Source organism: Halomicrobium sp. HArcht1-1, assembly GCF_058933285.1.
Genome location: NZ_JBZYDL010000001.1, coordinates 1,991,042 through 2,016,244 on the forward strand (window position 1 = coordinate 1,991,042; position 25,203 = coordinate 2,016,244).

A 25,203-nucleotide genomic window follows, 5' to 3' on the forward strand; every position below is an offset into this window, starting at 1 on the left:
TTGCGCTACGGACTGGATCGCCAAAGGCCGACCGGTCAGTCGACGAAGGTGACGCCGCTGATCTCGACGGCCAGGCCGCCGTCCTCGCTCTCGCCCAGCTCGACCGACCAGCCGTGGGCCTCGGCCACGCGCTCGACGATGGTCAGTCCCATGCCGGTCCCCTCGGTGTCGGTCGAGTATCCCATCTCGAAGGGGTCCTCGTCCGTCGAGAGGTTCATACCACAGCCGTCGTCGGCGACGACGAACCCGTCGTCGGTCACGCTGACGGTGACGGTCACCGGATCGGCGTCCTCGGCGTCCTCGGCGTCCGACGGAGGACAGCCGTGGTCGACGGCGTTCCCGTAGAGGTTCGAGAAGATGCTCCCGAGACGGCCGTCGTCGGCCTGAATCCGGGCCGTGGAGTCGACCACCAGTTCCGCCTCGCCGCTGTCGGTCACCATCCAGCTCTCGCGGGCGATCGTGCCCAGGTCGACGACGCTGGGGTCGTCGACGGTCTCGCCCTCGCGAGCGAGTGTCAGCACGTCGTCGATCAGCGACTCCATCCGGTCGAGCGAGCGCGTCAGTCTCGCCTGAAGCTCGGCGTCGTCGCCCCTGTCTTCCTCTAACAGCTGGAGTGCGGACTGGGCCACGTTGAGCGGATTCCGCATGTCGTGGCTGACGACGCTGGCGAACTCTTCGAGGCGCTCGTTCTGGCGCTTGAGCTCCCGTTCGCGCTCGACGCGCTCCGTGATGTCCCGAGAGACCAGCTGGAACGACGGCCGGTGGCTGTGTACGTCGATGGGGACGTAGATGTTGTGAAACGAACGGCCGTCGATCTGGTCTTCCGCGTGGGTCGGATCGCCGTCCTCGATGACGGACTGGCCGACCGCGGTCCGATCCTCGCCGACCGCCCCGAGGACCGCAGCCAGCGTCTGGCCGACGAGTTCCTCTCGGCTGATGTCGGTGAACTCGGCCATCGCCGGGTTGGCTGCGAGGATCGTCCCGTCCTCGGCGACCTGTGCGATCAGGTCCGGGGAGGTGTCGACCAGCAGCTCGTACTTGGCCTGGGTGCGGCGCTTCGAGACGACGTTTCTGATCCGGTTTGCCAGGCGTCCGTACTGCTTGTCTTCGACGACTTCGAGCTTCAGCAGGTAGTCGGTGACGCCCGCGGCGATGGCCTCGCTGGCGACCTCCTCGTCCCCGCGTCCGGTGAGGAGAATAAAGGGGACGTCGGGCTCGCGTTCCCGGACCGCATCGAGGAACTCCAGGCCGTCCATGCCGGGCATCTCGTAGTCGCTCACGATACAGTCCACGTCGTTGTCAGAGAAGTAGTCGAGAGCCGCTTTCGGGTCGCTCGCCGCGTGCGTGCCGAAGTCGTGGTCCTCGGCCAGCGTCTCGGCGGTCATCTCCGCGAAGAATTCGCTGTCGTCGACGACGAGGACACTGAGTTGTTCTCGACCGCTGCTTGGCGTTGTCACGTGGGACACCAGTTCGATTATCGTGGTATTGCGTGAACGGACACTTATAGATACTCGATGCAGTCGTGTCGCCACGGTGTCTGCTGGCACGCCGCGACGACAGTCTCACTCGCGGAAGACGCTCGTCCACCGCGGCCCGGCGCGTCTCGTCAGCACCAGGCCCACGACCGCGCCGACGAGTGCGATCACCACGGCGACGACCCGCACGAGGAGTGGGTCGACGCGCACCGCCAGCGCGGCGACCACGAGCGGCGTCGCCAGCACGGCGAGGGCGGCACCGAACAGCGCGAACCGCGGCGTGTCGAACAGCAACTCGTTTGGCGAGAGCCCGGTCACCGCCGCAGTCACGCCGAAGACGTACAGCGCGACCAGCGGCTGAACGACGGCACCCAGCGCGACCTCGGCCAGAGGGTACCACAGCAGCGCGACCGCGAGATAGAGCAGCGACGCCCCGACCGACAGCAGGAGGTACGCCCGCAACGCGCCGCGAAACACCGCGTCGTAGCTGACGGGGTACCGGAGGTACTCGCGTGGGTCCCCGAACTGGGTCACCCAGCTGTAGGTCGTGAACCCGCCCAGACCCAGCAGCGTGCCGAAGGCGATGCCGACCCCCGGCTCGATACCCGTCGCGGCCGTCACCTGCCGGAGCACCAGCGCCGTGACGCCGAAGAGGACGCCCATCGAGAACAGGACCTTCCAGACCGAGCCCGCCGAGCGCGCGACGGCGAGCAGCGGACGGCGCGTCAGTCCGTCGGGCGCGACGGCGACCAGCAGGCGGTCCAGCCGGCGGTGGCGGCCGTCGTCGCCGTCGTCTTCGGTCGGCTCGAACAGCGCGATCCCGAGGCCGCCCAGAGCGAGCGGCGGGACCACCGCGGTGACGACGGCCGCCACGGACGGATCGGTAAACAGCCGGTACGGCGTCAGCGCAACGGGGTCGGTGCCGGTGGCGACGACCGCGACCACGCCAGCGGCCAGCGCGACGCCGACCGCGAGCGCGTTCCGCGCGGCCAGCGCCGCGAGTGCGAGACTGGCCGTCGCGCCGAGCGCGAACGCCAGCGTCACCGTCAGCCAGGCGAGCGCGACCGTCGCGGGAGCCATCCCGCGGCCGACGGCGACCACGCCGAAGCCCGCCAGCACGGGGGTGACGAACAGCCCCGAGTAGTAGAGGACCTCCTTCACGAGGAAGAGACCGAGGAGCCGTTTCATCGACAGCGGGAGCGTCCGCGCGGAGAAGAGCAACAGCGTCACGTCGCCCAGCACGTCCCGCAGGGCGTCCCGGCCGACGAGACCGATCGTCCCGACCTGGAGACCGAACAGCGCTACCAGCGCGTGCAGCCCGGCGAGGACGGCCGCGGGCTGGGTCCCGGTGGCCGCCAGCAGCGCGGTTCCAAGTGCCGTGAGTGCGCCGATCGCCAGCGGGAACCCCGCGAACCGACGACCGCCGAACAGCTCGCTGTGGAGCCGCCACTCTTCCCGGACCATCCACGACAGCAACGTCTGGTTGGACGCCGTCATCCGACGACCGCCTCGCGCTCGGCGTCGACCTCCGCGACGAACACGTCCAGCAGCTCGCCGTCGTCAAGCTCGCGGGGATCGCAGGTCGCGACCAGCCGGCCGTCCGAGACGATGCCGACGCTGGTACACAGCTCCTGGGCCACCTCGACGAAGTGCGTCGAGAGGAAGATCGTGTTGCCCTCGGCGCAGTAGTCGGCGAGGTGGCGCTTGACCTGTTCTTGCATGATCGGGTCGAGGTTGACCAGCGGCTCGTCGATGAAGACCAGTTCCGGCTCGTGGACGAAGGCGGCGGCGAGCATCACGCGCTGACGCTGGCCCTCCGAGAGGTTCGTCGACAGGGTGTCGAGCGTCTCGGCGAACGACAGTCGCTCGGCCCACCGCTCGACGTGTGCGTCCGGATCGGACAGCTCCCGGACCTCGCAGACGAATTCGAGGAACTCCCGCGGCGTGAGGAAGCTCGGCGGGTCCTCCCGCTCGGGCAGCGTCCCGATCGCCCGACGGACCGCCATCGGCTCGGCGACGGGATCGTGGCCCAGCACGGTCGCCGTGCCCGACGTGGGCGTCCGCTGGCCGGTCAGTATCTCGATCGTCGTGGTCTTGCCCGATCCGTTCGGGCCGAGCAGCGCGAACAGTTCGCCCTCCCCGACCGTCAGCGACAGTCCCGACAGCGCGTCGAGGTCGCCGTACTCCTTCGTGAGCCCCGTCGTTTCGATCGCCGGCATGGGGCTATCCAGTAGACGGCTCGGCTTAGCTGTTGGGTCGACCACTCGCCCGTTCGGCGACGAGCGGTCGGTCGCTACAGCGGTTCCAGCACGCCAACGCCCATCTCGACGCCGGAACTGTAGTGGGCCAGCGGTTCGCCGTCGAGGGCGTCGACCCCCGCCGCGTCCAGCAGCGTCGTCTCCGTCACGGTCGCGTCGGCGGGCTGGACCGTCCACGGCGGGTGTCCCACCGACCCGACGAGCCGCGTCTCCAGCGGCCCGCTCGTCACGTAGCGCTCGCGGTCGAGCAGGAAGGCAGCGAGGGTGTCGGGTGCCGTCGTCGTCGGCGTCCCGGTCGGCTCGAACGTGACGCCCAGTCGCGCGTTCGCGCCGTCTCGCCGCCGCGAGACGACCTCCGTGCGGCCGCCCTGGCGGCGTCGTCGTACGTCGGCGTGGGACGCCGGCAGGTGAAAGAGCGTTCGGAGGGCGTCGGCGACGAGACGGTCGGTCACGTCCAGCGAGAGAAAGGCGACCGCACGGTCGCCGGACGGCGTCTGCACGTACGTGCGGACGGCGACGCTCTCGACGTGCTCGCGAACGGGGACGCCGAAGGCGTCGAAGCGATCGATCGCGAACGACAGCGCGGACACCCACGCCGTGCCGTCCATCGTGTCCGGTTCGGCCCAGCCGGGGCCTACGGCCCGAGCCGCGGCAGGCGCGACCGGCCAGTGGAGGAAACACACGTCCGAGAGCGTGATCGAGAGGGGACGCAGCGGCCCAGACATATCGCTCCGTAGGAGCGCGAGTGGCTTGAGTGACCCGGCGGCGAGGAGCGCCGCGGCCGATCAGCCGTGTCGGTGGAGTCGGCCCGCGGTCACGTCGAGCCCGGGGCTGAAGTGGACGACCCGCTCGGAGTCGGGCGTATCGAAGCCGCTGGCGGCGAACAGGTCGTTGCGGTCGAACGTGACCGTCGCCGGTTGGAGGTCCCACGGCGGGTGGTCGATGTCGGCGAAGTAGATCCGACCGCGGTCGTCGGCCACGTAGAACCGATACCGCTCGGTGAGGAACGCGGCCAGCGAGTCGTCGCGTGCGGGCTCGGGCAGGCCGGTGGGCTCGAAGCTGGCCCGAAATCGAACGTCCGGGGCGTCGGGATGGGTGCGCACGCTCTGGAGGCGCGTCCGCGAGCCGTCACGATGAGCGGTCATCCGCGCTCGGTAGTAGGGCAGCCGGAACAGCCGGCGAGCCACCGCGACGCCGAGCCGGTCGTCGGCGTCGAGGTTGTAGAAGTACACGCCGGGCTGGCCGTCCAGCGTGACGTACGTCCGGAGGTTCAGCTCGTAGAACGAGCGTCCGATCGGAGAGCCCCGCGGCCGGATGTCCGCCATCCGGAAGGGGACGACGCCGAGCCACGCGGACCCGTCGAAGGTGTCGACGGAGAGCCCCTCGGGCAGCGACCGGGCGACCGTCTCGACCGGGACCGGCCAGTGGGCGAACAGGACGTTTCGCCACTCCATCGAGAGCAGAGGGCGCATACTCGACGTTAGGCGCGCGGGCAATAAGGGGTGTCGCCCGGGGAACTTTGGGCCTCCTCTTCCCAGTGGCGGACATGACGTGTGCAGTCAGACAGAGCGACACCGCCCGATGGCGTGTGGCGAAGTTCGGCAACCCCACTGGGAGGCCCCACAGGCACAATGCCGAGAGGGCGGGGAGCCAGCGATGAGCGGCGACGAGACAGACGAGACGAGCGTCGGTGAGCCACCGGAGCGCTGTCCGATCTGTGAGACCGCTTACGACTCCGTCTCGGTCCACGAGGAGGGCGTCGCGGTGAACCTGACCGAGAACGAGCGCTTCCGACGGGTCTGCTTCGAACCGGTCGACGACGGCGGCCCGCAGTTGCGGTTCTACCACCACACCCACGAACAGGCCGGCACGACCCCGTCGAGCGGACGCGGGACCCCCGGTGGACGGGTTCCCTGACTCTGTTTGCGCTGTAAAACTGCGTAATACGTGTCGTTTCGACTCCCGCTCGCCCCTCCGAGGCCCGCTGTGAGCGAAGCGAGCAGCGGGGCTCGCTACTCGTGGCCCGAAACCGGCACCGGCTCGTAGGGCGCTTCCAGCCACTCGATGTCGCTGTCGGCCAGCGAGATGTCGAGCGCCGCGACGGCCTGTTCGAGGTGCTCGATCGTCGTCGTCCCGACGATGGGGGCGTCCACGGCGTCCTTGTGCAGGAGCCACGAGAGCGCGATCTGGGCCATCGTCGCGTCCTTCTCCTCGGCCAGTTCCTGAACGCGCTCGTTGATCTCGCGGCCGCCGCCCTCGAAGTAGGGGTGTTCTCGCGCGTAGTCGTCGGTCTGGCCCCGCGTCGTGGCGTCGAACTCCTCGTGGGGGCGCGTGAGGTAGCCGCGGGCGAGCGGGCTCCACGGGATGACGGCGACGTCCTCCTGCTGGCAGAACGGCAGCATCTCGCGTTCCTCCTCGCGATAGAGAAGGTTGTAGTGGTTCTGCATCGTCTCGAAGCGGGTCAGGTCCTCGCGCTCGCTGGTCCGCAGGGCCTCGGCGAACTGGTAGGTCCACATCGAGGAGGCACCGGCGTGGCGGATCTGGCCGCGGCGGACGGCGTCGTCCAGCGTCCGCAGCGTCGTCTCGATGGGCGTGTCGTCGTCCCAGCGGTGGGTCTGGTAGAGGTCGACGGTGTCCATCCCCAGCCGATCAAGCGAGGCCGACAGCTCCTGTTCGATGGCCTTCCGTGAGAGGCCGCCAGAGTTGGGGTCGTCCTCGTCCATCTGGAAGAACCCCTTCGTGGCGACGACCTGTTCGTCGCGGTCGTACGCCGACAGCGCCTCACCGAGGACGCGCTCGGACTCGCCCGCCGAGTACATGTTGGCCGTATCGAAGAAGTTGATCCCCAGGTCGATCGCGCGGTCGATGACCGCCCGGCTCTCGGACTCGTCGAGGACCCAGTCGCGCCACTCGGAGGTGCCGAAGCTCATACACCCCAGACAGATCTTCGAGACCTCGATCCCGGTCGAACCCAGCGTCGTGTACTCCATACCCGAGCCAGCAGACGGTGCCAGAAAAAAGTACGTCGGCGACGGTCGACTACAGCGACTCGGGCTCGACGCGGGCGACGTACCGGCGCGCGACCACGAACAGCACCACGGCGGCGACGACGTAGCCGGCGACGTGGCCGTAGGTCACGAGCGACGGGCTGTCGACCGCGAGCTTGGCCGCCGTCGTCGATGGGTGTTCCGGCAGGAGGATCGCCGCGCCGAAGACCACCAGCGTCAGGACCGAGTACAGGAGTTGTGCGGGCCGTCGGCGACCGAGTTGCAGCCCCAGCACGACGCCGAAGACGACGACGATCGCCGCCGTCGCAGCGACGAACACCAACAGCGCCAGCGGATTCGACACTGCGATCCCGTTGACCGACAGCAGGCCGATCCACAGCGCCGCCTGTGCCGGTGCCAGCGCGATCATCGCCAGGGACTTGCCGTCGACCACGTCGACCAGGCTGACCGGCGCGACCCGCAGCAGTTCGAGCGTGCCGCGTTCGATCTCCTCGGTGATGGTGTCGACGGCGACCGAGCCGCTGATGAACGGCGGCAAGAACAGCAAGAGCGGGATCAAGACGGTGTAGGTGAAGCTGAAGTACGGGCTGGCGTTCGCCTCCGGCGGGAGTTCGAGGGGCGGCGCATCGAGCGATTCGGCGCGCTCGAACCGTTCGTTGCGCTCCAGGGTCTTCAGCACCTCGCGCAGTTGGACGACGATCAACGTCGTCCGGATGCTGCTGTCGGGCGCGATCGCCGTCACCTCGATTACCTGGCCGTCACTGTCGGGTGACGCGTACGTTCCCGTCAACACCGCGTCGACGCGCCCGACGTTGAACGCCTGCTGGGCGTCGTCGGTCGTGTCGAACGCGACCGGCTGGACGCCGTCGGTCTCCGCGACGGCCTCGAACAGCTCTTGCTGGGCGTCGCCGGTGACGGCCATCTCGATGCCGCCCGACTCGACCGAACCGGGGTCGTACAGCGACGTGAGCCCGACCACGAGGAACGACGAGAACGCTGCCACGAACAGCTGAATCAGAATCGCGAGCACGATCGTCTTCTCGCGCCCGAGCGACGCCAGGTCCCGGCGGGCGATCACGAGCCGTGGGTCCAGCGAGCGATCACTGGCCAAGGGCGATCACCACCGTGTAGTTGTAGGCGAAGTGAATCACCATCGCGGCTCCCAGGGCCAGCAGGTACGACCGCCGAGAGCGCCGCGCCCCGAGCGAGGAGACCGTCGCGGTGACGGCGTGCAAGAGGAGCGGCAAGAGCAAGAGGACGGGGACGGTGACCCAGAGCGGCACGCCGGACGGCAGCAGTTCCAGCCCGACCTGGCTGGTCTGGATCTCGCGGAGTCCCGGATTGACCAGTTGCGCCACGAGCGTCACCTTCTCTGCCAGGAAGAACCCCACGCCACTGAGTGTGCCGACGATCACCCCGGTCCGGAGCGACCGGTCGTACCGACCGCTGGTGTAGCCGGCGTAGAGGTGCAGACTCTTCGCGACTTCTTCGATGAGGACGACCGCACCGAGGATCAGAGGGATCGTCAGTGCCGCCGACAGCCCCTGCAGCGGGAAGATCAGTGCGATCGCCACCAGTTCAGCGACTAACACGAGCGGGATCAGCAACACGGAGAGCTTCAGTGCGCTCCACTTCGACTTGATCCGCCCCGACAGCGCGTCGAGCACCTTCAGCGGGATCGCTCGCTGGGTGAACATGTCCTCTTCCCGGTAGAGCCCGGCCCCCAGTCCGAACAGGACGACGGCCGTCAGCGTGGGCGGAATCGTCGAGAACGCGAAGTTACTCGCCGTCACAGTCTGGGCCTGGAGATCGCGGACCACGACCGTCAGCGGCGAGATCAGTGCGATCGGCGTCACGTCCGTGAAGATCGCCGGCACGAAGGCGTAACTGGTCAGCGAGACCGTCACGGTCACCGTGACGAAGGTCAGTTCCTTGAACGACCGCGCGAACATCGCGCCACAGAACGTCGCCGAGAGGAAGAGCAGTGCGATCGGGAGCATCGCGAGGACCGCGATCGGCCCGCCGCCCGCAGTGAGCCCGGCGAATCGCAGACCGAGCGTGATGAGCGTCACGACGCCCATGGCACCGAGGAAGTACGGTAGCGTCTTCCCAGCGACGATGTCGAACCGGCTGACCGGAGAGACCAGCAGCAGTTCCCCCCGGCGGTTGAGCCGCTCGGAGAGCATCGTCGAGCCGTAGGCCTGGATGACGAAGTTCATCGGGACGATAAACAGGAAGGCAAGCACGAGCGACTCGAAGGGGAAAGGCGGCTGAATGTCCGAGGGAGAGCCGGTGGTCGACCCGCCCGTCAGTCCCGCGCCGAGCCCGGCCAGCCCCCCGGCATCGCTGTCGGTCGAGCCGCTGGCACTGCCGCCGTCGCCGCCGCTCCCGCCGCTCGACCCGCCGGCACTGCTACCGTCACCGTCGCCGTCGCCGCCATCGCCCGAGCCGCTGTCGGACGCGATCGTCTCAGAGACGCCGGACTGTTCGAGGTAGACCAGCGTCACCGAGACGGGCGCTGCTGCGGTCCGGTTGTCGTCGCGGGCCATCTGACGGCTGTTGTACCGGTCGACGCTCGTGCGGAACTCACCGAGCGCCGCCCGCTCTTTGGGGTCTTCCGGACTGCTCGCCAGCTGTGTCCCGACGAAGAGCAGTTCCTGGTCGCCGCGTTCGACCGCCGCGGGGTCTGGCTCCTGGACGACGAACGCCGCGTCGTCGCTGGCCGGGGCGTAGTAGGAACTCGACTCGTCGACGCCGATCCGGTAGAGCCCGCTGTCGAGTCCGCTGGCCCCGCTGCTGGCTGCGAGCCCGGCGACCAGCACCATCGCCACGACCGAGACGGCCATGATGGCGACGGTCCGCTTGTCGACGCCCCCGGCGTTCTTGGTCACCTCCCACTTGGCGATCCGCAGTAGCTTCCGCGGATTCATCTAGGCCTCCTCGACGTAGCGGGTCCCGGGCGTCTCGCTCTCGGCGACGTTGAGGAACACCTCTTCGAGACTCGACTCCTCGGTCCTGATGTCGATGACCTCGCCGCCGCGTTCGGCGGCGGCCGCCCGTACGTCCTCGACGCCGTCCATCGTCTCGACGACGCGCCGCCAGTTGCCGTTCTCCGCGACCGCGCCGGGCACCTCGACGGTCGCGTAGACGTGGTACTCCCGGTCGCCGTACTCGTCCTGGAGGGCTTCCAGATCGCCGCGAGCGACGATCTGGCCCTCGTTCATGATCGCCACGCGGTCACAGATCGTCTCGACGTGATAGAGATTGTGCGCCGAGAAGACGATGGTCTTGCCCTCCCGAGCCAGTTGCTCGGTGAACTGGATGACGTAGTTCGTCGTCAGCGGGTCGAGTCCGCTGGCGGGTTCGTCGTAGACCAGCACGTCCGGGTCGTTGATGAGCGATCTGGCGATGGCGACCTTCCGCTTCATCCCCTTGGACATGTCGCCCAGCTTGCGCTCGCGGTGTTCGAGTTCGAGTTCGTCCAGCGTGTCGTGCATCCGTTCGGTCGCCACGTCCGTCGGCACGTCGTACAGGTCCGCGAAGAATCGTAGGTACGACAGCGGCGTCATCTCCTCGTAGAGGGGCGATTCCTCGGGGAGGAAGCCGAGCTGCTGGCGCATCTCGGTGTCGGTCACGTCGTAGCCGGCGACGGACACGTCGCCGCTGGTCGGTTCGAGCAGTCCAGAGAGCATCTTCAGCGTCGTCGTCTTGCCCGCACCGTTCGGGCCGATGACGCCGAACACCTCGCCCTGGTCGACGGAGAACGTGCTCCCCTCGACGGCGACGAAGTCACCGTACTCCTTGCGAAGGTCCCGAGCTTCGATCATCTGCCCGACGCTTGTGACCGAACTCCCCTATAGTTGCCCCCCGTTTATTAGCAGTGAGAACGAACTACAGCCGTGGCGCTGAACGTCGATCGGACTCCAGACGGGCGTCGCCTCTGTGTGAGCCGGGTGATTCCGGCGACCCGCGACGCCGCCTGGGACGTTCTCACGGACACGAACCAGTGGCCCGACTGGGGACCGTCGGTGCGGGCGGTCGAGTCGAGCGAGCGGATCGTCGAACGGGGAACGACCGGTCGGGTGACGACGCCGGTCGGGACGGTTCCGTTCGAAATCACGAGCTGCCGGGACTACCGGTGGACGTGGCGGGTCGCGAAGATCCCCGCGACCGGCCACCGCGTCGAGCACGTCCGCGCGGACCGCTGCCGGGTCGTCTTCGAGATTCCACTGCTCGCGGCGGGCTACGCGCCCGTGTGCCAGCGTGCGCTGGGCCGGATCGAGGCGCTCCTGCGGGACTGACCGATCGAGCCCGGCGTCGGCCGGACTCAGTAGAGCAAAAAGAGAGGGGCGCGAGTTCCCGGCTAGAAGTCGCCGTTGATGATGTCGCGGACGCGCTGGCGGTCGAAGAGCTGTTTCTCTTCAGGGACTTTGGGGAATTTCTCGGCTTCGAATACGCCAAACTCCTCGGAATAGAGCTGCTGGGCGACCATCTCGGTCTGGAGCAGATTTACCAGTGGTCCCTGCGAACCGAACGCACCCGGATAGACATTTCCTTCCTGGACAGCGGTAAGCTGGCTCCCGATAGAGTCTTCTTCGAACGGTGTCACGAACTGCTCGCGGAACGCTTTCTGGGAGAACGTGTTTTGATTCCCCGTCGTGCCGATTCCCCAGTGAACAACGATCATCTTGGGGTCGACTTCAAGCAGTGTTTCGTAATCGATAGTCCCTGCCTCAATGTGGTCTGTTGTGAACGCACTCTTGATGTCGAGATCTCGATACGGCTTGAGCTCGACGCCTTCTTCCTGTGTCCGCATCGGATAAAACGTCCCTTCGTTCGGGTTCGACGCGCTGTTAATGAGTGCGATCTCTGGCCGTTCGTCAGCGGGCGGGAGCCGAGATTGAATCTCATCCTGCATGGTGGCGTGAATCTCAGCGAGCGCCTCGTACCGCTCGCGCTCCTGGAACAGCTCTGCGAGCCGTTCTAATGCCTCGTACATCGAGTAAAGTTTGTAGTCGTGCCACTCCCGTCGACGCAGGATGTTGTTCCCGAAGAAAGGGGCAACGTTCTCGCGGATCTCGTCGGTATCTGCCTCATCCCACGAGTTGTCCCAGCCAGTACTGTGCATGTAGTTCTGATCCATCAGAATCACGTCGGGATCCTGCTCGTAGAAAATCTCCTTGTCCCAATTCGTCTGTGACAGCGATTCCGTCTCCGAGAGCGGCGGGACATCGAGTCCGAACGGCTCGAAGAGAAATCCGGGAATCATGTACGCCGAGGTCAGGAACCCGTCGCGTTGGCCGAGTGCGAATGCCATGTCGGCCCACTCACCGTTGTTGACGATGTAGGTCTCCGGCACTTCCTCGAAGGTGATGCAGCCGGCAGGCTCGATACAGGCCTCGTAGGAAGTGTCCGTCTCGGTTTCCCTCTCGTCATCAGTGTGCGTCACAGTCTCGGTGCTCGTCGATATTGAGGTCAATCCGGAATCAGATTGACCCGCACACCCAGCAAGCAGTCCGCCACCCACGATCACCCCGCTGTACTTCATGTAGTCTCTGCGCGTCGGTACTTCGTGTCCGTGGTCATCTTCGGACATGTATTTTAGGCGAGCCTAAAATATTATGACTGTTTCGGTCTTCAGACGGCTACAAGCAATTCACGCCATGACCGACTCGCGCTGTGTATGCAGCGTACTCGGATAATTGTCCATCGAAACTGGTGCTTTCTCTAACGAGCAGTCCCCACACCTGCATCACGAGTATTCTGGCACGAAAGGTGTCGAGAACATAGGACTTCGATATAGCCGTGGCTCTTTAGCGGATCGAGGCCACGCTGTCGTGTGGTTGTCCGGGCGAACGGCGACGAGAACCCGTCTCAGGGCGTCTGGACGCGGGCCTTCGATACCCGGTGGATCGCGTCGTCGATCCCTTCGCCGTCGCAGTCGTCGTTCGGGCATCGATAGTGCCAGCCGTCCTCTGTGCCCGCCCGCTCGGAGAACCGTTCCCCGCACTCGTCACAGAACAACTCGCCGGCACTGCAGGTGTCTCGGTGGAGTTCCAGCTCGAGTTCGGTGTCGAAGGTGCGCTTGCACTCCCGGCAGATATGTGGCATAGTTGAGCGTTCCCGCTCACCCACTATAACTACATCGGAACGTTCACGTCAGGGGGTCTCCGACCCGGAAACCGAGTATTATCGGTAAAATCGCTGGACGGCTATCCAGCGAGTGTCGGCGTGAGCCGTCGAAAGTAAAAGATCGTGAAGGTGTACCCGATCGCCGGTTCGCGGGCTGCTGTCTGGCCCGCTACAGGATGTCTTCGACGTGGTCGACGACTTCCTCGGGCGTGTCACCGACCGGTACGCCGTTGCTCTCCAGGGCGTCGATCTTGGACTCGGCGGTGCCGGTCCCGCTGCCGGAGACGATGGCACCGGCGTGGCCCATGCGCTTGCCCGGCGGGGCGGTGCGGCCGGCGATGAAGCCGGCGACGGGCGTGTCCATGTGCTCGCCGATGTAGCGGGCGGCCTGCTCTTCGTCCTCGCCGCCGATCTCGCCGCACATGACGACGGCCTTCGTGTCGGGGTCGGCTTCGAACAGTTCCAGCGCGTCGATGAAGCTCGTCCCGATGATCGGGTCGCCGCCGATACCGATGGCGGTCGACTGGCCGATGTCGCGGTTGGTGAGGTTGTCGACGACCTGGTAGGTCAGCGTCCCGGACCGAGAGACCAGACCCACGTCGCCCGAGGAGAAAATGTTGCCCGGCAGAATGCCGAGTTTCGCGACGCCCGGCGTGATGACGCCCGGACAGTTCGGACCGACGAGGTGGGTGTCGGTCTCGTCCTGTTTGCGCTTGACGCGGGACATGTCCTGGGTCGGAATGCCCTCGGTGATGGCGACGACGAGGTCGACTGGTGCGTCGAGTGCCTCGAACAGGGCGTCACCGGCGAAGGCCGGCGGGACGAACACGACGGCGGTGTTGGCGTTCTCTTCGCGTGCGGCGCGGTCGACGGTGTCGTAGACCGGCACGCCAGCGACCTCTTGGCCGCCACGGCCGGGAACGGCACCGGCGACGACGTTGGTGCCGTACTCGATCATCTGCTCGGTGTGGAACTTCCCTTCGCCGCCAGTGATCCCCTGAACGACGACACGGGTGTTCTCGTCGACTAATACACTCATGCTTCCACCTCCTCGGCGTAGATGACTGCCTGTTCGACGGCGTCCTCCAGCGTCTGTCGTACGGTCACGAGGTCTTCGTTGAGAATCTCCATGCCTTCCTCCGCGTTGGTGCCCGCGAGTCGGACGACGACGGGCTTTGGAATCTCGTCGAACTGTTCGAGCGCCTGGTTGATCCCCTTGGCGACCTCGTCGCCGCGGGTGATGCCCCCGAAGATGTTGAACACGACGGAGTCGACGTTGTCGTCGGAGAACACCATGTCGAGCGCGTTGGCGATCCGCTGGGCCTTCGCACCGCCGCCCACGTCGAGGAAGTTGGCCGGCTCGCCGCCGAAGTGGTCGACGAGGTCCAGCGTCGTCATCACGAGGCCGGCACCGTTGCCGATGATGCCGACGTTGCCCGACAGGCGGACGTAGTCGAAGCCGTACTCGTCGGCCTTCTGTTCGAGTTCGTCGCCGGCGTCGGCCTCGTCTTCCATCTCCTCCAGGTCGGGGTGACGGAACAGGGCGTCGTCGTCGACGTTCATCACGGCGTCGGCCGCGATGACCTCGTCGTCGGCCGTGACCATCAGCGGGTTGATCTCGGCGTCGGAGCCGTCCTTGTCCTCCCAGAGGTCGTACAGCGTCTTGAGGACGCCGGCAACGTCGTTGGCGACCTCGCGGTCGACACCGGCGTCGTAGACGACCTTCCGGGCCTGGTAGTGGTGCATGCCGAAGGCCGGGTCGATGTGCTCGCGCGCGATCGCCTCGGGCTCTTCTTCGGCGACCTCCTCGATGTTGACGCCGCCGCGTGTCGAGACCATCGCGACGGGTTCGCCCTCGCCGCGGTCCATCGTCACGCCGACGTACAGTTCGTTGACGAAGTCGACGGCTTCCTCGACGAGAACGCGGTCGACGTGGAGGCCCTTGAGGTCCATACCGAGAATCTCGTCGGCGTACTGACGGGCCTGCTCGGCGTTCTCAGCGAGCTTGATCCCGCCGGCCTTGCCGCGGCCGCCCACCTGCACCTGTGCCTTGATCGCGACCGGATAGCCGATCTCTTCGGCGGCGTCGACCGCGTCGTCGACGGTCGTCGCCAGCGTCGATGCGGGCGTCGGAACCCCCGCGTCGGCGAAGACCTGCTTCGCCTGGTACTCGTGCAATTTCATGTCATACGTAGGGGCGTCTCGCGCCCGCTTAAATCCCATCTTTTTCCCCTGCCGGAGGCTGTTGCCGGCACGCGCGAGCGGCCCGATCAACCGTCGACCGACGACGGCCCGTCCAGTCGCTCACGGCCCCGGAGCAGTGCCACGCCGCCGAGCAACACAGACTGATGCAGGACGGCACCGAGCGCGACAGCGCCGAGGGCCAGCCCCGCAGTCACCGTCAGCGACGCACCTTCGAGAACGGACACGGCAATCACCAGCAACGCCGCGACGGTGCCGTTCCCCAGCGAGCGGGGGAGTTCGTCCCGAACTATCTCCACGACCGAGCGATCCGTCGCGTCGCCGTTCAGGAGCGCTGCGAAGCACATGGCTCCTCCTGAGGACTGGAGACAGTTAACTCGACCGTGCGATTTGCCGGCGGAATCGCCGAATTTAGCCCCACCGGCCACGAAACGCCGGTATGGATCAGGCCATCGAATCGAAGGTCGCCGACCTCGTGGCGTCCCTGCGCGAGAGCGACACGGCCGTCGTCCTCACCGGCGCTGGCGTGAGTACCGCCTCCGGCATCCCCGCCTTCCGCGGCGAGGACGGCCTCTGGTCGGAGTTCGATCCGAAGGCGTTTCACCGCCGACGGCTGGACGCGGACCCGGCGGGATTCTGGGCCGACCGTCTCGAACTCAGGGAGCGACTCACCGGCGGCGGATCGGTCGCGCCCAACGCCGCGCACGAGGCCATCGCGACGCTGGAAGCAGAGGGACACGTCGACGCCGTCGTCACCCAGAACGTCGACGGCCTCCACAGAGAGGCCGGTACCGAGGATCTGATCGAACTCCACGGGACCAACGAGCGGGTCGTCTGTGACGACTGTGGGCGGCGGACGGCCGCCGATCCGGTCTTCGAGCGGGCGGCCGGAGGAGAGCGGCCGCCACGGTGTGAGTGTGGCGGTGTCTTGCGGCCCGACGTGGTGCTGTTCGGCGAATCGCTACCGGGCGAAGCGATCGAGCGGGCGAACCGGCTGGCCCACCGGGCGGACTGGTTGCTGGTCGCCGGCTCGTCGCTGACCGTCGATCCCGCCGCAGGACTCCCCGGTAGGGCGGCGCGGTCGGGCGCGACGGTCGGTATCGTGAACCTCGATCCGACGGAGAAAGACGACGCGGCCGCGGTCGTCGTCAGAGCGGACGTGACGACGATACTGCCGGCGATCGAACGGCGCGTCTAGAGTTCGACGCCGCCGGGAATGAGGCTCCGCCCGCGGCTGAGACTGCCGCTCTCGTCGTAGACGAGCAGGATCTCCTTCGTGTAGACTGTCGACTTCCCGTCGCCGTCCGTGAGCCGGAGTCGGTATCTGGTGTCCTCGCCGTCGCTGGCGGCGGCGACGACCGACTCGACGACGCTCGGGGCGACGTTCGCTTCGAGGACGTACTCGCCGTTGTGGCGGTTCGCGATCGAGAGGACGCCAGCCGCCTCGCTGCCGTCGGCTCGGGTGCGATAGGTCACGTCCAGTTCGCCCGCGTCGAGTGTGCCACCGTCGCTGGTGAGTCGATCCGACAGGAGTTCGTCGGGACCGTCAAACGCGATCGCGATCACCGGATCGTCGGTCGACGACTCCTCGGTCCCGCTCACGTCGATGTCGAAGTAGTCACGCCGCATCTCGTACCCGACAGTAGGGAACGCTTGGCAAAGAACGTAACGGCGATTGGTACCACGACACATGGGCTCGGACGGAGCCGACAGCTATAATCCACAGTGGGACGCGGTGACGGGCATGGCCTGGGTCAAGTCCGAGTACGCGCCGGAGCTCGCGGTCCTGTCGACGTGGCTCGTGGCGCTGTTGCCGTGGTCGGGGGCGGTCCTGCCGATCGAGGTCGGCGGTCGACAGGTGACCGTCGTCGTCATCCGGTTCCTCTACTTTCGGCTGCAGTACATCTTCGGCATCTCCTTCGGCGAGCAAGAGCGGCCGTTCCTCTGGGTGGTCGAGGCACCGGCGTTCAACCAGACTCTGACGACGGCGAGCTGGGTGTGGGTCGGGGCCGCAGTCCTCTCGCTCGTTCCGCTGGCGTTGAGTGTCGCCTACTACGTCGACGAGGACGCCCACGAGGCCGCGATGCCGGTCGACCCGGTCCGGCTTCAGGGCGCGCTGCTGGCACTGTTGGGCGTGGGGCTGGCCGCCGCGACGCTCCTGTTCTGGGACCGCCAGCCGATCACGATCCCGGTCGGCACCGTGCTGACGCTCGTGTTCGGCACCCTCCTGCTGACGGTCGACCGGACCGACGACGAGGGCGTCGGCGAGGAGTGACGCCGCCGGCCCACGGAATTTCAATTCGCAATACTTGGAGGGGCTCATTTAAGTACGTCGGCGAAGTATCGTGAGACGATTCCACACGGTATCGAGCGATGGCAGGCGACGAGATAGAGCACGACGGATCGAGTTCGACGCCGCTGTCGGGCGTGCGCGACTGGCTCTCGCGGACGGCTCGCATGCTCAGCGGCGCGGCCGTCCCGTCGACGAACTACGATCCACAGCGCCACGGCAAACTGGTCGAGTACACGGTGCCCGAGCAGTACGACGAGATCGACCGCTACTGGCTCAACGCGCCCTTCGCCTTCGCCTCGATCAACCACGATCCCGAGGCCGACGAACAGTTCTACCAGGTCGTCGAACCCTCGCTCGACGAGTTCGAGCGCGATCTGCTCGATCGGCTCTTCGAGGACATCCGCGGTCCGCTCATCTACCGCGAGGACGTGAGCGACGACCCCGAGGCGGCGCTGGCCGCGGCGCTGCGGGACCGGATCGAGGAGTACGGCGTCGTCGTCGAGCCCGAGACGTTCTACCGGCTGCTGTACTACCTCTATCGGTCCTTCCTGGGCTACGGCCGGATCGACCCGCTGATGCACGATCCCGACATCGAGGACATCTCCTGTGACGGGGCCGGCCTGCCGATCTTCGCGTACCACGACGCGTACACCGACATCGAGACCAGCGTCGTCTACGAGGAGGGCGAGCTGAACGACTTCGTGATCCAGCTCGCACAGCGGTCGGGCCGACACGTCTCCGTCTCCGATCCCGTCGTCTCGACGACGCTGCCGGACGGCTCGCGGATCGAGCTGGCACTCGGCGAGGAGGTCACGCCCCGCGGCTCCGCGTTCACCATCCGGAAGTACGCCGACGAGCCCTTCACGCCGATCGACCTGCTGAACTACGGGACCTTTTCAGTCGAGATGCTGGCCTACCTCTGGCTGGCCATCGAGTCCAACAAGTCCCTGATCTTCGCCGGGGGGACGGCGGCGGGCAAGACGACCTCGATGAACGCCGTCTCGATGTTCATTCCGCCCCGGTCGAAGGTGTTGACCATCGAGGACACCCGCGAGCTGTCGCTGTACCACGACAACTGGCTCTCGTCGGTGACCAGGGAGCGACTCGACGAGTCCGACATCACGATGTACGACCTGCTGCGGTCGGCGCTGCGCCACCGGCCGGAGTACATCATCGTCGGCGAGGTCCGCGGCGAAGAGGCGATCACCCTCTTTCAGGCGATGAACACGGGGCACACGACGTTCTCGACGATGCACGCCGACTCGGTCCAGACGGTGATCAACCGGCTGGAAAACGAGCCGATCAACGTGCCGCGACCGATGGTCCAGAGCCTCGACATCCTCTGTGTGCAGGTGCTTGGCCGGTCGGGCGGGGAACGCGTCCGGCGGGCCAAGACCCTCGCCGAGATCGAGGGAATCGACCAGCGGACCGGCGAACTCGACTACTCAAACGCCTACGCCTGGCAGGCCGACGAGGACTACTTCGAGGACTCCAACAGCGATCTGCTGGACGAGATCAGGCGCGAACGGGGCTGGAGCCAGTCGGAGTTGCTCCGAGAGATGGACGATCGAAAGCGGTTCCTGCGATACCTCCAGGCGGAGTCGATCACGGACTACCGGCGCTTTACCGCGATGGTCAACAAGTACTACGCGGACAGCGAGACGGTGATGGAGCGGATCGACCAGGTCGACCTCGACGCGACACCCTGACATGCAACTCAATCCACTGGGGACGCTCCCCGTCTTCGTGGTCATCGCGATCCTGTGTGTGGTCGCGCTCGCGATGCTCGACGAGACGTTCGACACGTCGCTGACGCGGTTCAGCCGACGGCTGTTCGGGCGGTACGTCCCGGCGTCGGAGGAGCGAGAGCGACTCCTGAAGTCGGCGTTCGTGGTGTCCACGTACCGGACCTACGCCGCCCGAACGCTGCTGTACACGGCGCTTTCGGCGCTGGGCGGTGCGATCACCGGGGTCTACCTGTTCGGCGGACTCCTGCTGGCGATTCCGGGGATCGTCGACCTCATGATGGGATTGCCCCGGACGATGGTCAACGCGCTGGGGATCCGTGGATTCGAACTCGTGTTGACGCAGCGTGAGATCCTGCTGATCCTGCTGAGCGGGGGTGTCCTCACCGGCGTGACGGCCGCGGGGCTGACGTACTGGCTGCGCTGGGAGCTTCCCCGAAGCAGGGCCGCGGTCCGCCAGCGAGCGATCGACGAGGGACAGGGACGGACCCTCGCGTTCCTCTATGCCCTCTCGCGTGGCGGCGTCTCCTTCCCGAAGGCGTTGCGGACGCTCTCGGACAACCGCGAGATCTACGGGGCTAGCGCGGAGGAGGTCTCGGTCGCGGTCAGGCAGATGGACCTGTTCGGCCAGGACATGATCACCGCCGTCAGGGGGATGGCCGGTCGAACGCCCAGCGAGGACTTCCAGACGTTCGCCGAGAACCTCGCGAGCGTCCTCCAGAGCGGGCGCAGCCTCTCGACGTTCCTCAGAGAGCAGTACGAGCGGACGAAAGACGAGAGCGAGCGCCGTCAGGAAGAGATCCTCGAACACCTCGCGACGGTCGCGGAGGCGTACGTGACGGTGCTGGTCGCCGCCGTGCTCTTTTTCATCACGATCTTGCTCGTGTTCGGCCTGACCCTGACCGACACGCTCGTGTTCATCCAGATGGTCGGCTACCTGATGATCCCCCTCGCCAACGCCGGGTTCATGCTGTACCTCGGCCAGCGGCTGGCGATCCTGGGCATCGGGAACAACAAGACGACCTCGCTCCTCGATCGGCGAGCGACGACGACGTTCGCCAAACCGACCGACTCGGGCGGGTCGACGGCGACCGACGGCGGCTACGCCGACTCCATCGAGCGACGCCAGCTTGCCGTCTACGACCGGATCGCGACGGTCAAGCGCCTCGTCACCTCGCCGGTCGAGACGTTCCTCTGGAACCCCTCTCGGGTGCTCTACGTCACGGTGCCGGTCGCCGTCCTCGCGATCGTGCTCCGGGCACCGGCGGCCTTCGAGACGGGGACGGTCAACCTCCGGGTCCTCGACGACGTCCTGATCCAGTCGCTCCTGTTCGTGCTGGCGACGTTCGCGGTCGCGCGGGAGCTGTACACCCGGCGGATCCGCCGGATCGAGGCTGCCACGCCGGAGTTGCTCGAACGGCTGGCCAGTCTCAACGAGGCCGGCATGACGGTCGTCGAGAGCCTGGAGCGCGTCCGCGGGACGGACGTGGGCGCACTCAGCGAGGAGGTCGACCGGATCTGGGCGGACGTGACGATGGGTGCCAACGTCGAGGACGCCCTGACGAGGTTCGGCCGCCGGATCAGGACGACCTCGATGTCGCGGGTGGTCACGCTGTTGATCAACGCCATGCGATCGAGCGGCAAGATGGGGCCGATCCTGCGGATCGCCGCCGATCAGGCTCGCTCTGACCACCGGCTGCGCCGCCAGCGCCGCCAGGAGATGCTCACCTACCTCGTCGTCATCTACATCTCCTTTCTCGTCTTCCTGGTCATCATCGCGTCGGTCCAGGAGGTGCTCGTGCCGGCGTTGCCTTCCAGCGTTCCGACCCCCGAGAACACGGGGCGACTGGGCGTCAACGTCGATCAGTTCGCGCGGCTGGGCCAGGTCGACAAGGCAGCGTACACGCTCGTGTTCTTCCACACGGCGCTGATCCAGGCGCTGTTTACCGGCTTCGTCGGCGGGCAACTCGGCGAGGGGTCGCTCAGAGACGGGGCCAAACACGCCGCGATCATGCTGGGTGTGGCCTACGTGGTGTTCCTCCTGCTGTCCTCGCCGGTGGCCTCGCTGACCGTCGACAGTCCCGCCGCCGGACAGGAGCGCATCACGGTCGATTCCGCCTCGCTGTCCGACGGCGGCTACGTCGTCGTCTACGAGGACGAAGCCGGCGGCGAGATCGTCGGCCAGTCGGCGTATCTCGTCGCCGGCACCCACGAGGACGTGACGATCGAACTCGACAGCCCAGTTGAGCGGCGGGACTCGCTGGTCGTCGTGGCGCATCTCGACACCGACGGCGATCGAGTGCTGAACTACGGCGGCTTCGAGCGAGACCGGCCCTATCCCGCGCCGGGACAAGGCGAGTTCGTCACCGTACCGGTCACGGTCGAGTAGCCGACGCGCATCGAAGGGTGTTTGCGACGCCGGGTCGGTAGCCTCCGGTAATGGAGTTCGCCGAGTTCGCCGCGACGGCGGCCGAGATCGAGGGCGAGAGCGCCGACATCGCGACGACCGAGCTGGTGACCGGGCTGCTCGCAGACGCCGGTGACGACCTCCCGATCCTCACACGGCTCGTGCAGGGACGGGTGTTCCCGGCCTACGAGGCGACGAAGCTCGACATCGGCCCGAAGCTGTGTTACGAGGCGCTGGCGCGGGCTGCGGGCCGAAACGTCGCCGTCGACGACATCGAGGCCCGCGTCGCGGACGTGGGCGAGATCGGTGCCGTCGCCGCCGACCTCGACCTGGGCGGCCAGCAGGGACTTGCTGCCTTCGGCGCTGGCTCGCAGTCTCCGCTCACCGTCGCCGAGGTGGCGGACGAACTCGCAGCCATCGCGTCGGCCAGCGGTTCGGGCAGCCGCGACACGAAAGTCGAGACGCTCTTTGGCCTGTTCAACCGCGCCAGCGACGAGGAGGCGCGCTACCTCGCCCGGATCGTCCTCTCGGAGATGCGGATCGGCGTCGGCGAGGGGACGGTACGCGACGCCATCGCGGCGGCCTTCGACGCGCCGGTCGACGCCGTCGAGCGCGCGCTACAGGTCACCAACGACTACGGGAACGTCGCCCGGGTCGCCCGAGACGAGAGGGCCGACGGGCTGGCCGACCTCGAACTGACGATCGGCCGGCCGGTCAAGGCGATGCTCGCACAGGCCGGCACCGTGACCGAGGCCCTCGAAGACTGGGAGACCGCAGCGGTCGAGTGGAAGTACGACGGCGCTCGGGTCCAGGTCCACTACGACGGCGAGACGGTCCGGCTGTTCTCTCGGAACATGGAGGAGGTGACCGAGCCGCTGCCGGAGGTCGTGTCGGCCGTCGAGGACGCCGTCGACGGTCCGGTGATCCTCGACGGCGAGGTCGTCGCGGTCGACGGCGACGGCGATCCGCTCCCCTTCCAGGAGGTGCTGCGACGCTTCCGGCGCAAACACGACGTGGCCCGTGCCAGCGAGAACGTCGGCGTTCGCCTGCACGCGTTCGACTGCCTCCACGCCGACGGTCGTGACCTGCTGGACACCGCCCTCGTCGACCGACGAGACGAGCTCGACGCGGTGCTGGGCGACGCCGACGCAATCCGGTCGACGTGCTGGCTCGCGGACGACACCGGACGGATCGAGGACATCGCCGACGAGGCGCTGGCCGCCGGCCACGAGGGGATCATGCTGAAAGATCCAGACTCGACGTACTCGCCGGGCAAGCGGGGCAAACACTGGCGCAAACGCAAGCCCGACGTGGAGACGCTCGACCTCGTCGTCACCGGCGCAGAGTGGGGCGAGGGACGGCGAGCGACCTATCTGGGGACCTTCGAGCTGTCGGCCCGGACCGACGACGGCTACGCGCCCGTCGGCAACGTCGCGACCGGCATCACCGACGAACAGCTGGCGACGCTGACCGAACTGCTGGAGCCACACGTCACCCGGGAGACCGGCCAGCGCGTCGAGATCGAACCGGCCGTCGTCTTCGAGGTCGGCTACGAGGAGATCCAGACCTCCTCGACCTACGAGTCGGGGTACGCGCTCCGATTCCCGCGGTTCGTCGAGGTCCGCTCGGACAAAGCCGTCGCGGACGGCGACACGCTCGAACGGGTCGAACGGCTGGCCGCCCAGCAAGGGTGATATGCCGGCTGTGAGGAACGACCATCCGCGTCACGGGCCATTTATACGCCGCTCGGCCGAACCGTGATCTATGACTGTCCACTTCGAGGAGCTCACGCTGGACTGGCTCGGCTACGCGACCCTGCGGGTCGAGAGCGACGACACGACGATCTACTTCGATCCCGGACGCTACGGCGTCCTCACGGGCGAGTGGGAACCCCACGTCGAGGGGATCAACCACCCGCCGACGCAGGACTACGACGCGCGGGACGGCGACGTCGTGCTGGTCACTCACATCCACCACTACGATCCGGACGGCATCCGCCGGGTCGCGAGCGACGACGCGACCGTCGTCCTCTTCGAGGGGATCGACGTCCACGCGACCGACCGCGACATCGACCGACCGGCCGATCTCGACTTCGAGGTCGTCGAGGTGGGCATGGAAGACGAACTCGTCGCCGCCGACTGCCCGATCTGGACCGTCCCGGCCTACAACGAGGAAGACGGTCCGAACGTCGAAGACGACGGCACGCCGATCCACCCGAAGGGAATCGGCTGTGGCTTCCTGGTCGAGATCGGCGGCCAGCGGGTCTTCTGGCCCGGCGACTCCGACGTACTGCCCGGCCACGAGGAACTCGACGTGGACGTGTTCGTCCCGTCGATCGCGAAGAACTACACGATGGATCGCCACACCGCCGCCGACCTCGCGGCGGAGATGCGACCGGACTGCGTGGTGCCGATCCACTACAACACCTTCGAGTCCCTGGAGGGCGACGACGAGGCCTTCGCAGTCGACGTTGCGGGCCGTGGCGTGCCGGTCGCACTGGACCATTGAACCTCGTTTCGGTCGCTCACTTTGCTGCCGCGCCCGAAAGGAGGTTACACCACACACCCCTACAGAGGGTGCATGACTACTGCACTGTTCATCGTCAGCGAAGAAGGCTACTGGGGCGAGGAGTGTATCGAGCCGCTCACGACGCTCACCGAGGCGGGCGTCGAGGTGACGGTCGCGACGCCGACCGGGAACCCGCCGGTCGTCGACGAGCGATCGATCGACCCCGAGGAGGTCGGCGAGGAGACCGCCGAACGCGTCACGAGCGTGGCAGAGAGCGACGACCGCCTCAACGACCCGATCGCGCTGGCCGACGCCGATGCCGAGGCCTACGACGCTGTCGTCTTCCCCGGCGGCCACGGTGCCGAGTGGGACGTGACCCAGGACGTACACGCCCGTGACGCGCTCCGGACCGCGGTCGAGGGCGAGACAGGGACGGCGCTGGTCGTCTGTCACGCCGTCGGCATCCTCGCGTTCACTCGCGACTCCGACGGCGACATGCTCGTCGCCGACCGGAACGTCACCGGCTTCCCCAACGTCTGGGAGGAGGGGATCGTCGACGAGCAGGACCTGCTCCCCGACGGACGCAAGCTGCCCTACTGGGTCGAAGACGAGGTCGAGGCCGCGGGCGGCGTCTGGGACGCCGAACTCGACGCCGACACGTCGGTGACCGTCGACGGCGACCTCGTCACCGCACGAGGACCGCCTTCCTCACACGCCGCTGCGGTGACGCTGCTAGCGGAACTGGGGATCGAGGAGTAGCAAATCGCATATTCATATAATCATGATTTGTGGCTCGAAAAGCGAGAGCATATAACTTGAGGGAATATTAGCGAGAGACATGTACATGCCTCACCTACAATAGTATGACATGTCGGAAGAATATTTGAGTGACGCGGAAGGTCTGGCGTACGATATTTATGAACATGGTTGGGACGGTCAGGGTGGACCAGGCGTCCAAGGTGTTGCAACCCATTATATTGCCCTACAATTTGAGAGGATTACAGACGTATTAGAGAATCAAGAATAGCAATCGGCTCTTTCGGCCACATGCAGAGAGCGACTGAGCAGGTTCGTAAAACTCTCCGGCGACCGAGCGGTCCGAAGGACCCGGAAGGTCGCCGGTTCTCCGAACGCGAGCCAGTGGCTCGCGTTCGGCCTTTTTCATCGACGTTTTT

General features: G+C 66.7%; 23 protein-coding genes and 1 pseudogene. 9 read left to right on the forward strand and 15 right to left on the reverse strand.

Annotation, left to right across the window (positions count from 1 at the left end; translation table 11 throughout):
• Positions 1–35: 35 nt before the first annotated feature.
• The 5 genes from AC5FRZ_RS10560 to AC5FRZ_RS10580 form a co-directional block, all read right to left on the reverse strand.
• The gene (locus AC5FRZ_RS10560; RefSeq protein WP_346775257.1) at positions 36–1,457 is read right to left on the reverse strand and encodes a response regulator; all 1,422 of its coding nucleotides are present in this window, start codon (positions 1,455–1,457) and stop codon (positions 36–38) included.
• 105 nt (positions 1,458–1,562) lie between these two features.
• On the reverse strand, positions 1,563–2,972 hold the full coding sequence (locus AC5FRZ_RS10565; RefSeq protein ID WP_493564544.1) for a hypothetical protein: 1,410 nt from the start codon (positions 2,970–2,972) through the stop codon (positions 1,563–1,565).
• Entirely contained in the window at positions 2,969–3,694 is a 726-nt protein-coding gene (locus tag AC5FRZ_RS10570; RefSeq protein ID WP_170094651.1) for an ABC transporter ATP-binding protein, read from the reverse strand. Before AC5FRZ_RS10570 ends, AC5FRZ_RS10565 begins: the two co-directional genes overlap by 4 nt.
• Before the next feature lie 74 nt (positions 3,695–3,768).
• A complete protein-coding gene (locus tag AC5FRZ_RS10575) occupies positions 3,769–4,458 on the reverse strand; it encodes a DUF2071 domain-containing protein (protein WP_493564545.1) in 690 nt (229 codons plus the stop codon).
• 60 nt (positions 4,459–4,518) lie between these two features.
• Entirely contained in the window at positions 4,519–5,205 is a 687-nt protein-coding gene (locus AC5FRZ_RS10580) for a YqjF family protein (protein ID WP_493564546.1), read from the reverse strand.
• A gap of 184 nt (positions 5,206–5,389) precedes the next feature.
• Between AC5FRZ_RS10580 and AC5FRZ_RS10585 the strand changes: the two genes are divergently transcribed.
• A complete protein-coding gene (locus tag AC5FRZ_RS10585) occupies positions 5,390–5,650 on the forward strand; it encodes a DUF8145 family protein (RefSeq protein WP_493564547.1) in 261 nt (86 codons plus the stop codon).
• A 95-nt stretch (positions 5,651–5,745) separates the two neighbouring features.
• Here AC5FRZ_RS10585 and AC5FRZ_RS10590 read toward each other — a convergent pair whose 3' ends face one another.
• The 4 genes and pseudogenes from AC5FRZ_RS10590 to AC5FRZ_RS10605 form a co-directional block, all read right to left on the reverse strand.
• Complete coding sequence (locus tag AC5FRZ_RS10590) at positions 5,746–6,723, reverse strand: aldo/keto reductase (protein ID WP_493564548.1); 978 nt, start codon at positions 6,721–6,723, stop codon at positions 5,746–5,748.
• A 49-nt stretch (positions 6,724–6,772) separates the two neighbouring features.
• Positions 6,773–7,852, reverse strand: coding sequence for an ABC transporter permease (locus tag AC5FRZ_RS10595; protein WP_372480686.1), 1,080 nt, complete (start codon positions 7,850–7,852; stop codon positions 6,773–6,775).
• A complete protein-coding gene (locus AC5FRZ_RS10600; protein ID WP_493564549.1) occupies positions 7,842–9,671 on the reverse strand; it encodes an ABC transporter permease in 1,830 nt (609 codons plus the stop codon). The genes AC5FRZ_RS10595 and AC5FRZ_RS10600 overlap by 11 nt, the downstream gene beginning before the upstream one ends.
• Positions 9,672–10,490 (reverse strand): annotated as a pseudogene (locus AC5FRZ_RS10605) (ABC transporter ATP-binding protein); the annotation flags it as partial.
• A gap of 150 nt (positions 10,491–10,640) precedes the next feature.
• On the opposite strand from AC5FRZ_RS10605, the gene AC5FRZ_RS10610 reads away from it, so the two are divergent.
• On the forward strand, positions 10,641–11,042 hold the full coding sequence (locus tag AC5FRZ_RS10610) for an SRPBCC family protein (RefSeq protein WP_170094667.1): 402 nt from the start codon (positions 10,641–10,643) through the stop codon (positions 11,040–11,042).
• 62 nt (positions 11,043–11,104) lie between these two features.
• Here AC5FRZ_RS10610 and AC5FRZ_RS10615 read toward each other — a convergent pair whose 3' ends face one another.
• The 5 genes from AC5FRZ_RS10615 to AC5FRZ_RS10635 all read right to left on the reverse strand — a co-directional run bounded on the left by AC5FRZ_RS10615 (position 11,105) and on the right by AC5FRZ_RS10635 (position 15,422).
• Positions 11,105–12,337 carry an ABC transporter substrate-binding protein gene (locus tag AC5FRZ_RS10615; RefSeq protein ID WP_493564550.1) on the reverse strand — a complete coding sequence of 411 codons (1,233 nt, stop codon included), beginning with the start codon at positions 12,335–12,337 and terminating at the stop codon, positions 11,105–11,107.
• 278 nt (positions 12,338–12,615) lie between these two features.
• Complete coding sequence (locus tag AC5FRZ_RS10620) at positions 12,616–12,852, reverse strand: transcriptional regulator (RefSeq protein WP_153553770.1); 237 nt, start codon at positions 12,850–12,852, stop codon at positions 12,616–12,618.
• 190 nt (positions 12,853–13,042) lie between these two features.
• A complete protein-coding gene (sucD, locus tag AC5FRZ_RS10625) occupies positions 13,043–13,912 on the reverse strand; it encodes a succinate--CoA ligase subunit alpha (RefSeq protein WP_493564551.1) in 870 nt (289 codons plus the stop codon).
• Positions 13,909–15,057, reverse strand: coding sequence for an ADP-forming succinate--CoA ligase subunit beta (gene sucC, locus AC5FRZ_RS10630; protein ID WP_170094671.1), 1,149 nt, complete (start codon positions 15,055–15,057; stop codon positions 13,909–13,911). Before sucC ends, sucD begins: the two co-directional genes overlap by 4 nt.
• A gap of 86 nt (positions 15,058–15,143) precedes the next feature.
• Positions 15,144–15,422: a hypothetical protein gene (locus AC5FRZ_RS10635; RefSeq protein ID WP_493564552.1), complete on the reverse strand. Its 279-nt coding sequence runs from the start codon at positions 15,420–15,422 to the stop codon at positions 15,144–15,146.
• 92 nt (positions 15,423–15,514) lie between these two features.
• Between AC5FRZ_RS10635 and AC5FRZ_RS10640 the strand changes: the two genes are divergently transcribed.
• Positions 15,515–16,273, forward strand: coding sequence for an NAD-dependent protein deacylase (locus AC5FRZ_RS10640; RefSeq protein WP_493564553.1), 759 nt, complete (start codon positions 15,515–15,517; stop codon positions 16,271–16,273).
• Here the strand turns inward: AC5FRZ_RS10640 and AC5FRZ_RS10645 are convergent.
• Positions 16,270–16,704 carry a DUF5793 family protein gene (locus AC5FRZ_RS10645; protein WP_208626217.1) on the reverse strand — a complete coding sequence of 145 codons (435 nt, stop codon included), beginning with the start codon at positions 16,702–16,704 and terminating at the stop codon, positions 16,270–16,272. The two genes, AC5FRZ_RS10640 and AC5FRZ_RS10645, sit on opposite strands and share 4 nt — an antisense overlap.
• Before the next feature lie 61 nt (positions 16,705–16,765).
• Between AC5FRZ_RS10645 and AC5FRZ_RS10650 the strand changes: the two genes are divergently transcribed.
• From AC5FRZ_RS10650 to AC5FRZ_RS10675, 6 genes are all read left to right on the forward strand, one after another.
• Entirely contained in the window at positions 16,766–17,350 is a 585-nt protein-coding gene (locus AC5FRZ_RS10650; RefSeq protein ID WP_372480681.1) for a DUF7549 family protein, read from the forward strand.
• Positions 17,351–17,448: 98 nt separating this feature from the next.
• Complete coding sequence (locus AC5FRZ_RS10655; protein ID WP_170094681.1) at positions 17,449–19,077, forward strand: type II/IV secretion system ATPase subunit; 1,629 nt, start codon at positions 17,449–17,451, stop codon at positions 19,075–19,077.
• Position 19,078: 1 nt separating this feature from the next.
• A complete protein-coding gene (locus AC5FRZ_RS10660) occupies positions 19,079–21,502 on the forward strand; it encodes a type II secretion system F family protein (RefSeq protein ID WP_170094683.1) in 2,424 nt (807 codons plus the stop codon).
• 50 nt (positions 21,503–21,552) lie between these two features.
• Positions 21,553–23,214 (forward strand): ATP-dependent DNA ligase LigA, encoded by a 1,662-nt coding sequence (ligA, locus tag AC5FRZ_RS10665; protein WP_493564554.1) that lies wholly within the window; start codon positions 21,553–21,555, stop codon positions 23,212–23,214.
• A 70-nt stretch (positions 23,215–23,284) separates the two neighbouring features.
• Positions 23,285–24,028: an MBL fold metallo-hydrolase gene (locus AC5FRZ_RS10670; RefSeq protein WP_493564555.1), complete on the forward strand. Its 744-nt coding sequence runs from the start codon at positions 23,285–23,287 to the stop codon at positions 24,026–24,028.
• A gap of 72 nt (positions 24,029–24,100) precedes the next feature.
• Entirely contained in the window at positions 24,101–24,787 is a 687-nt protein-coding gene (locus tag AC5FRZ_RS10675; RefSeq protein ID WP_493564556.1) for a DJ-1/PfpI family protein, read from the forward strand.
• Positions 24,788–25,203: the final 416 nt, after the last annotated feature.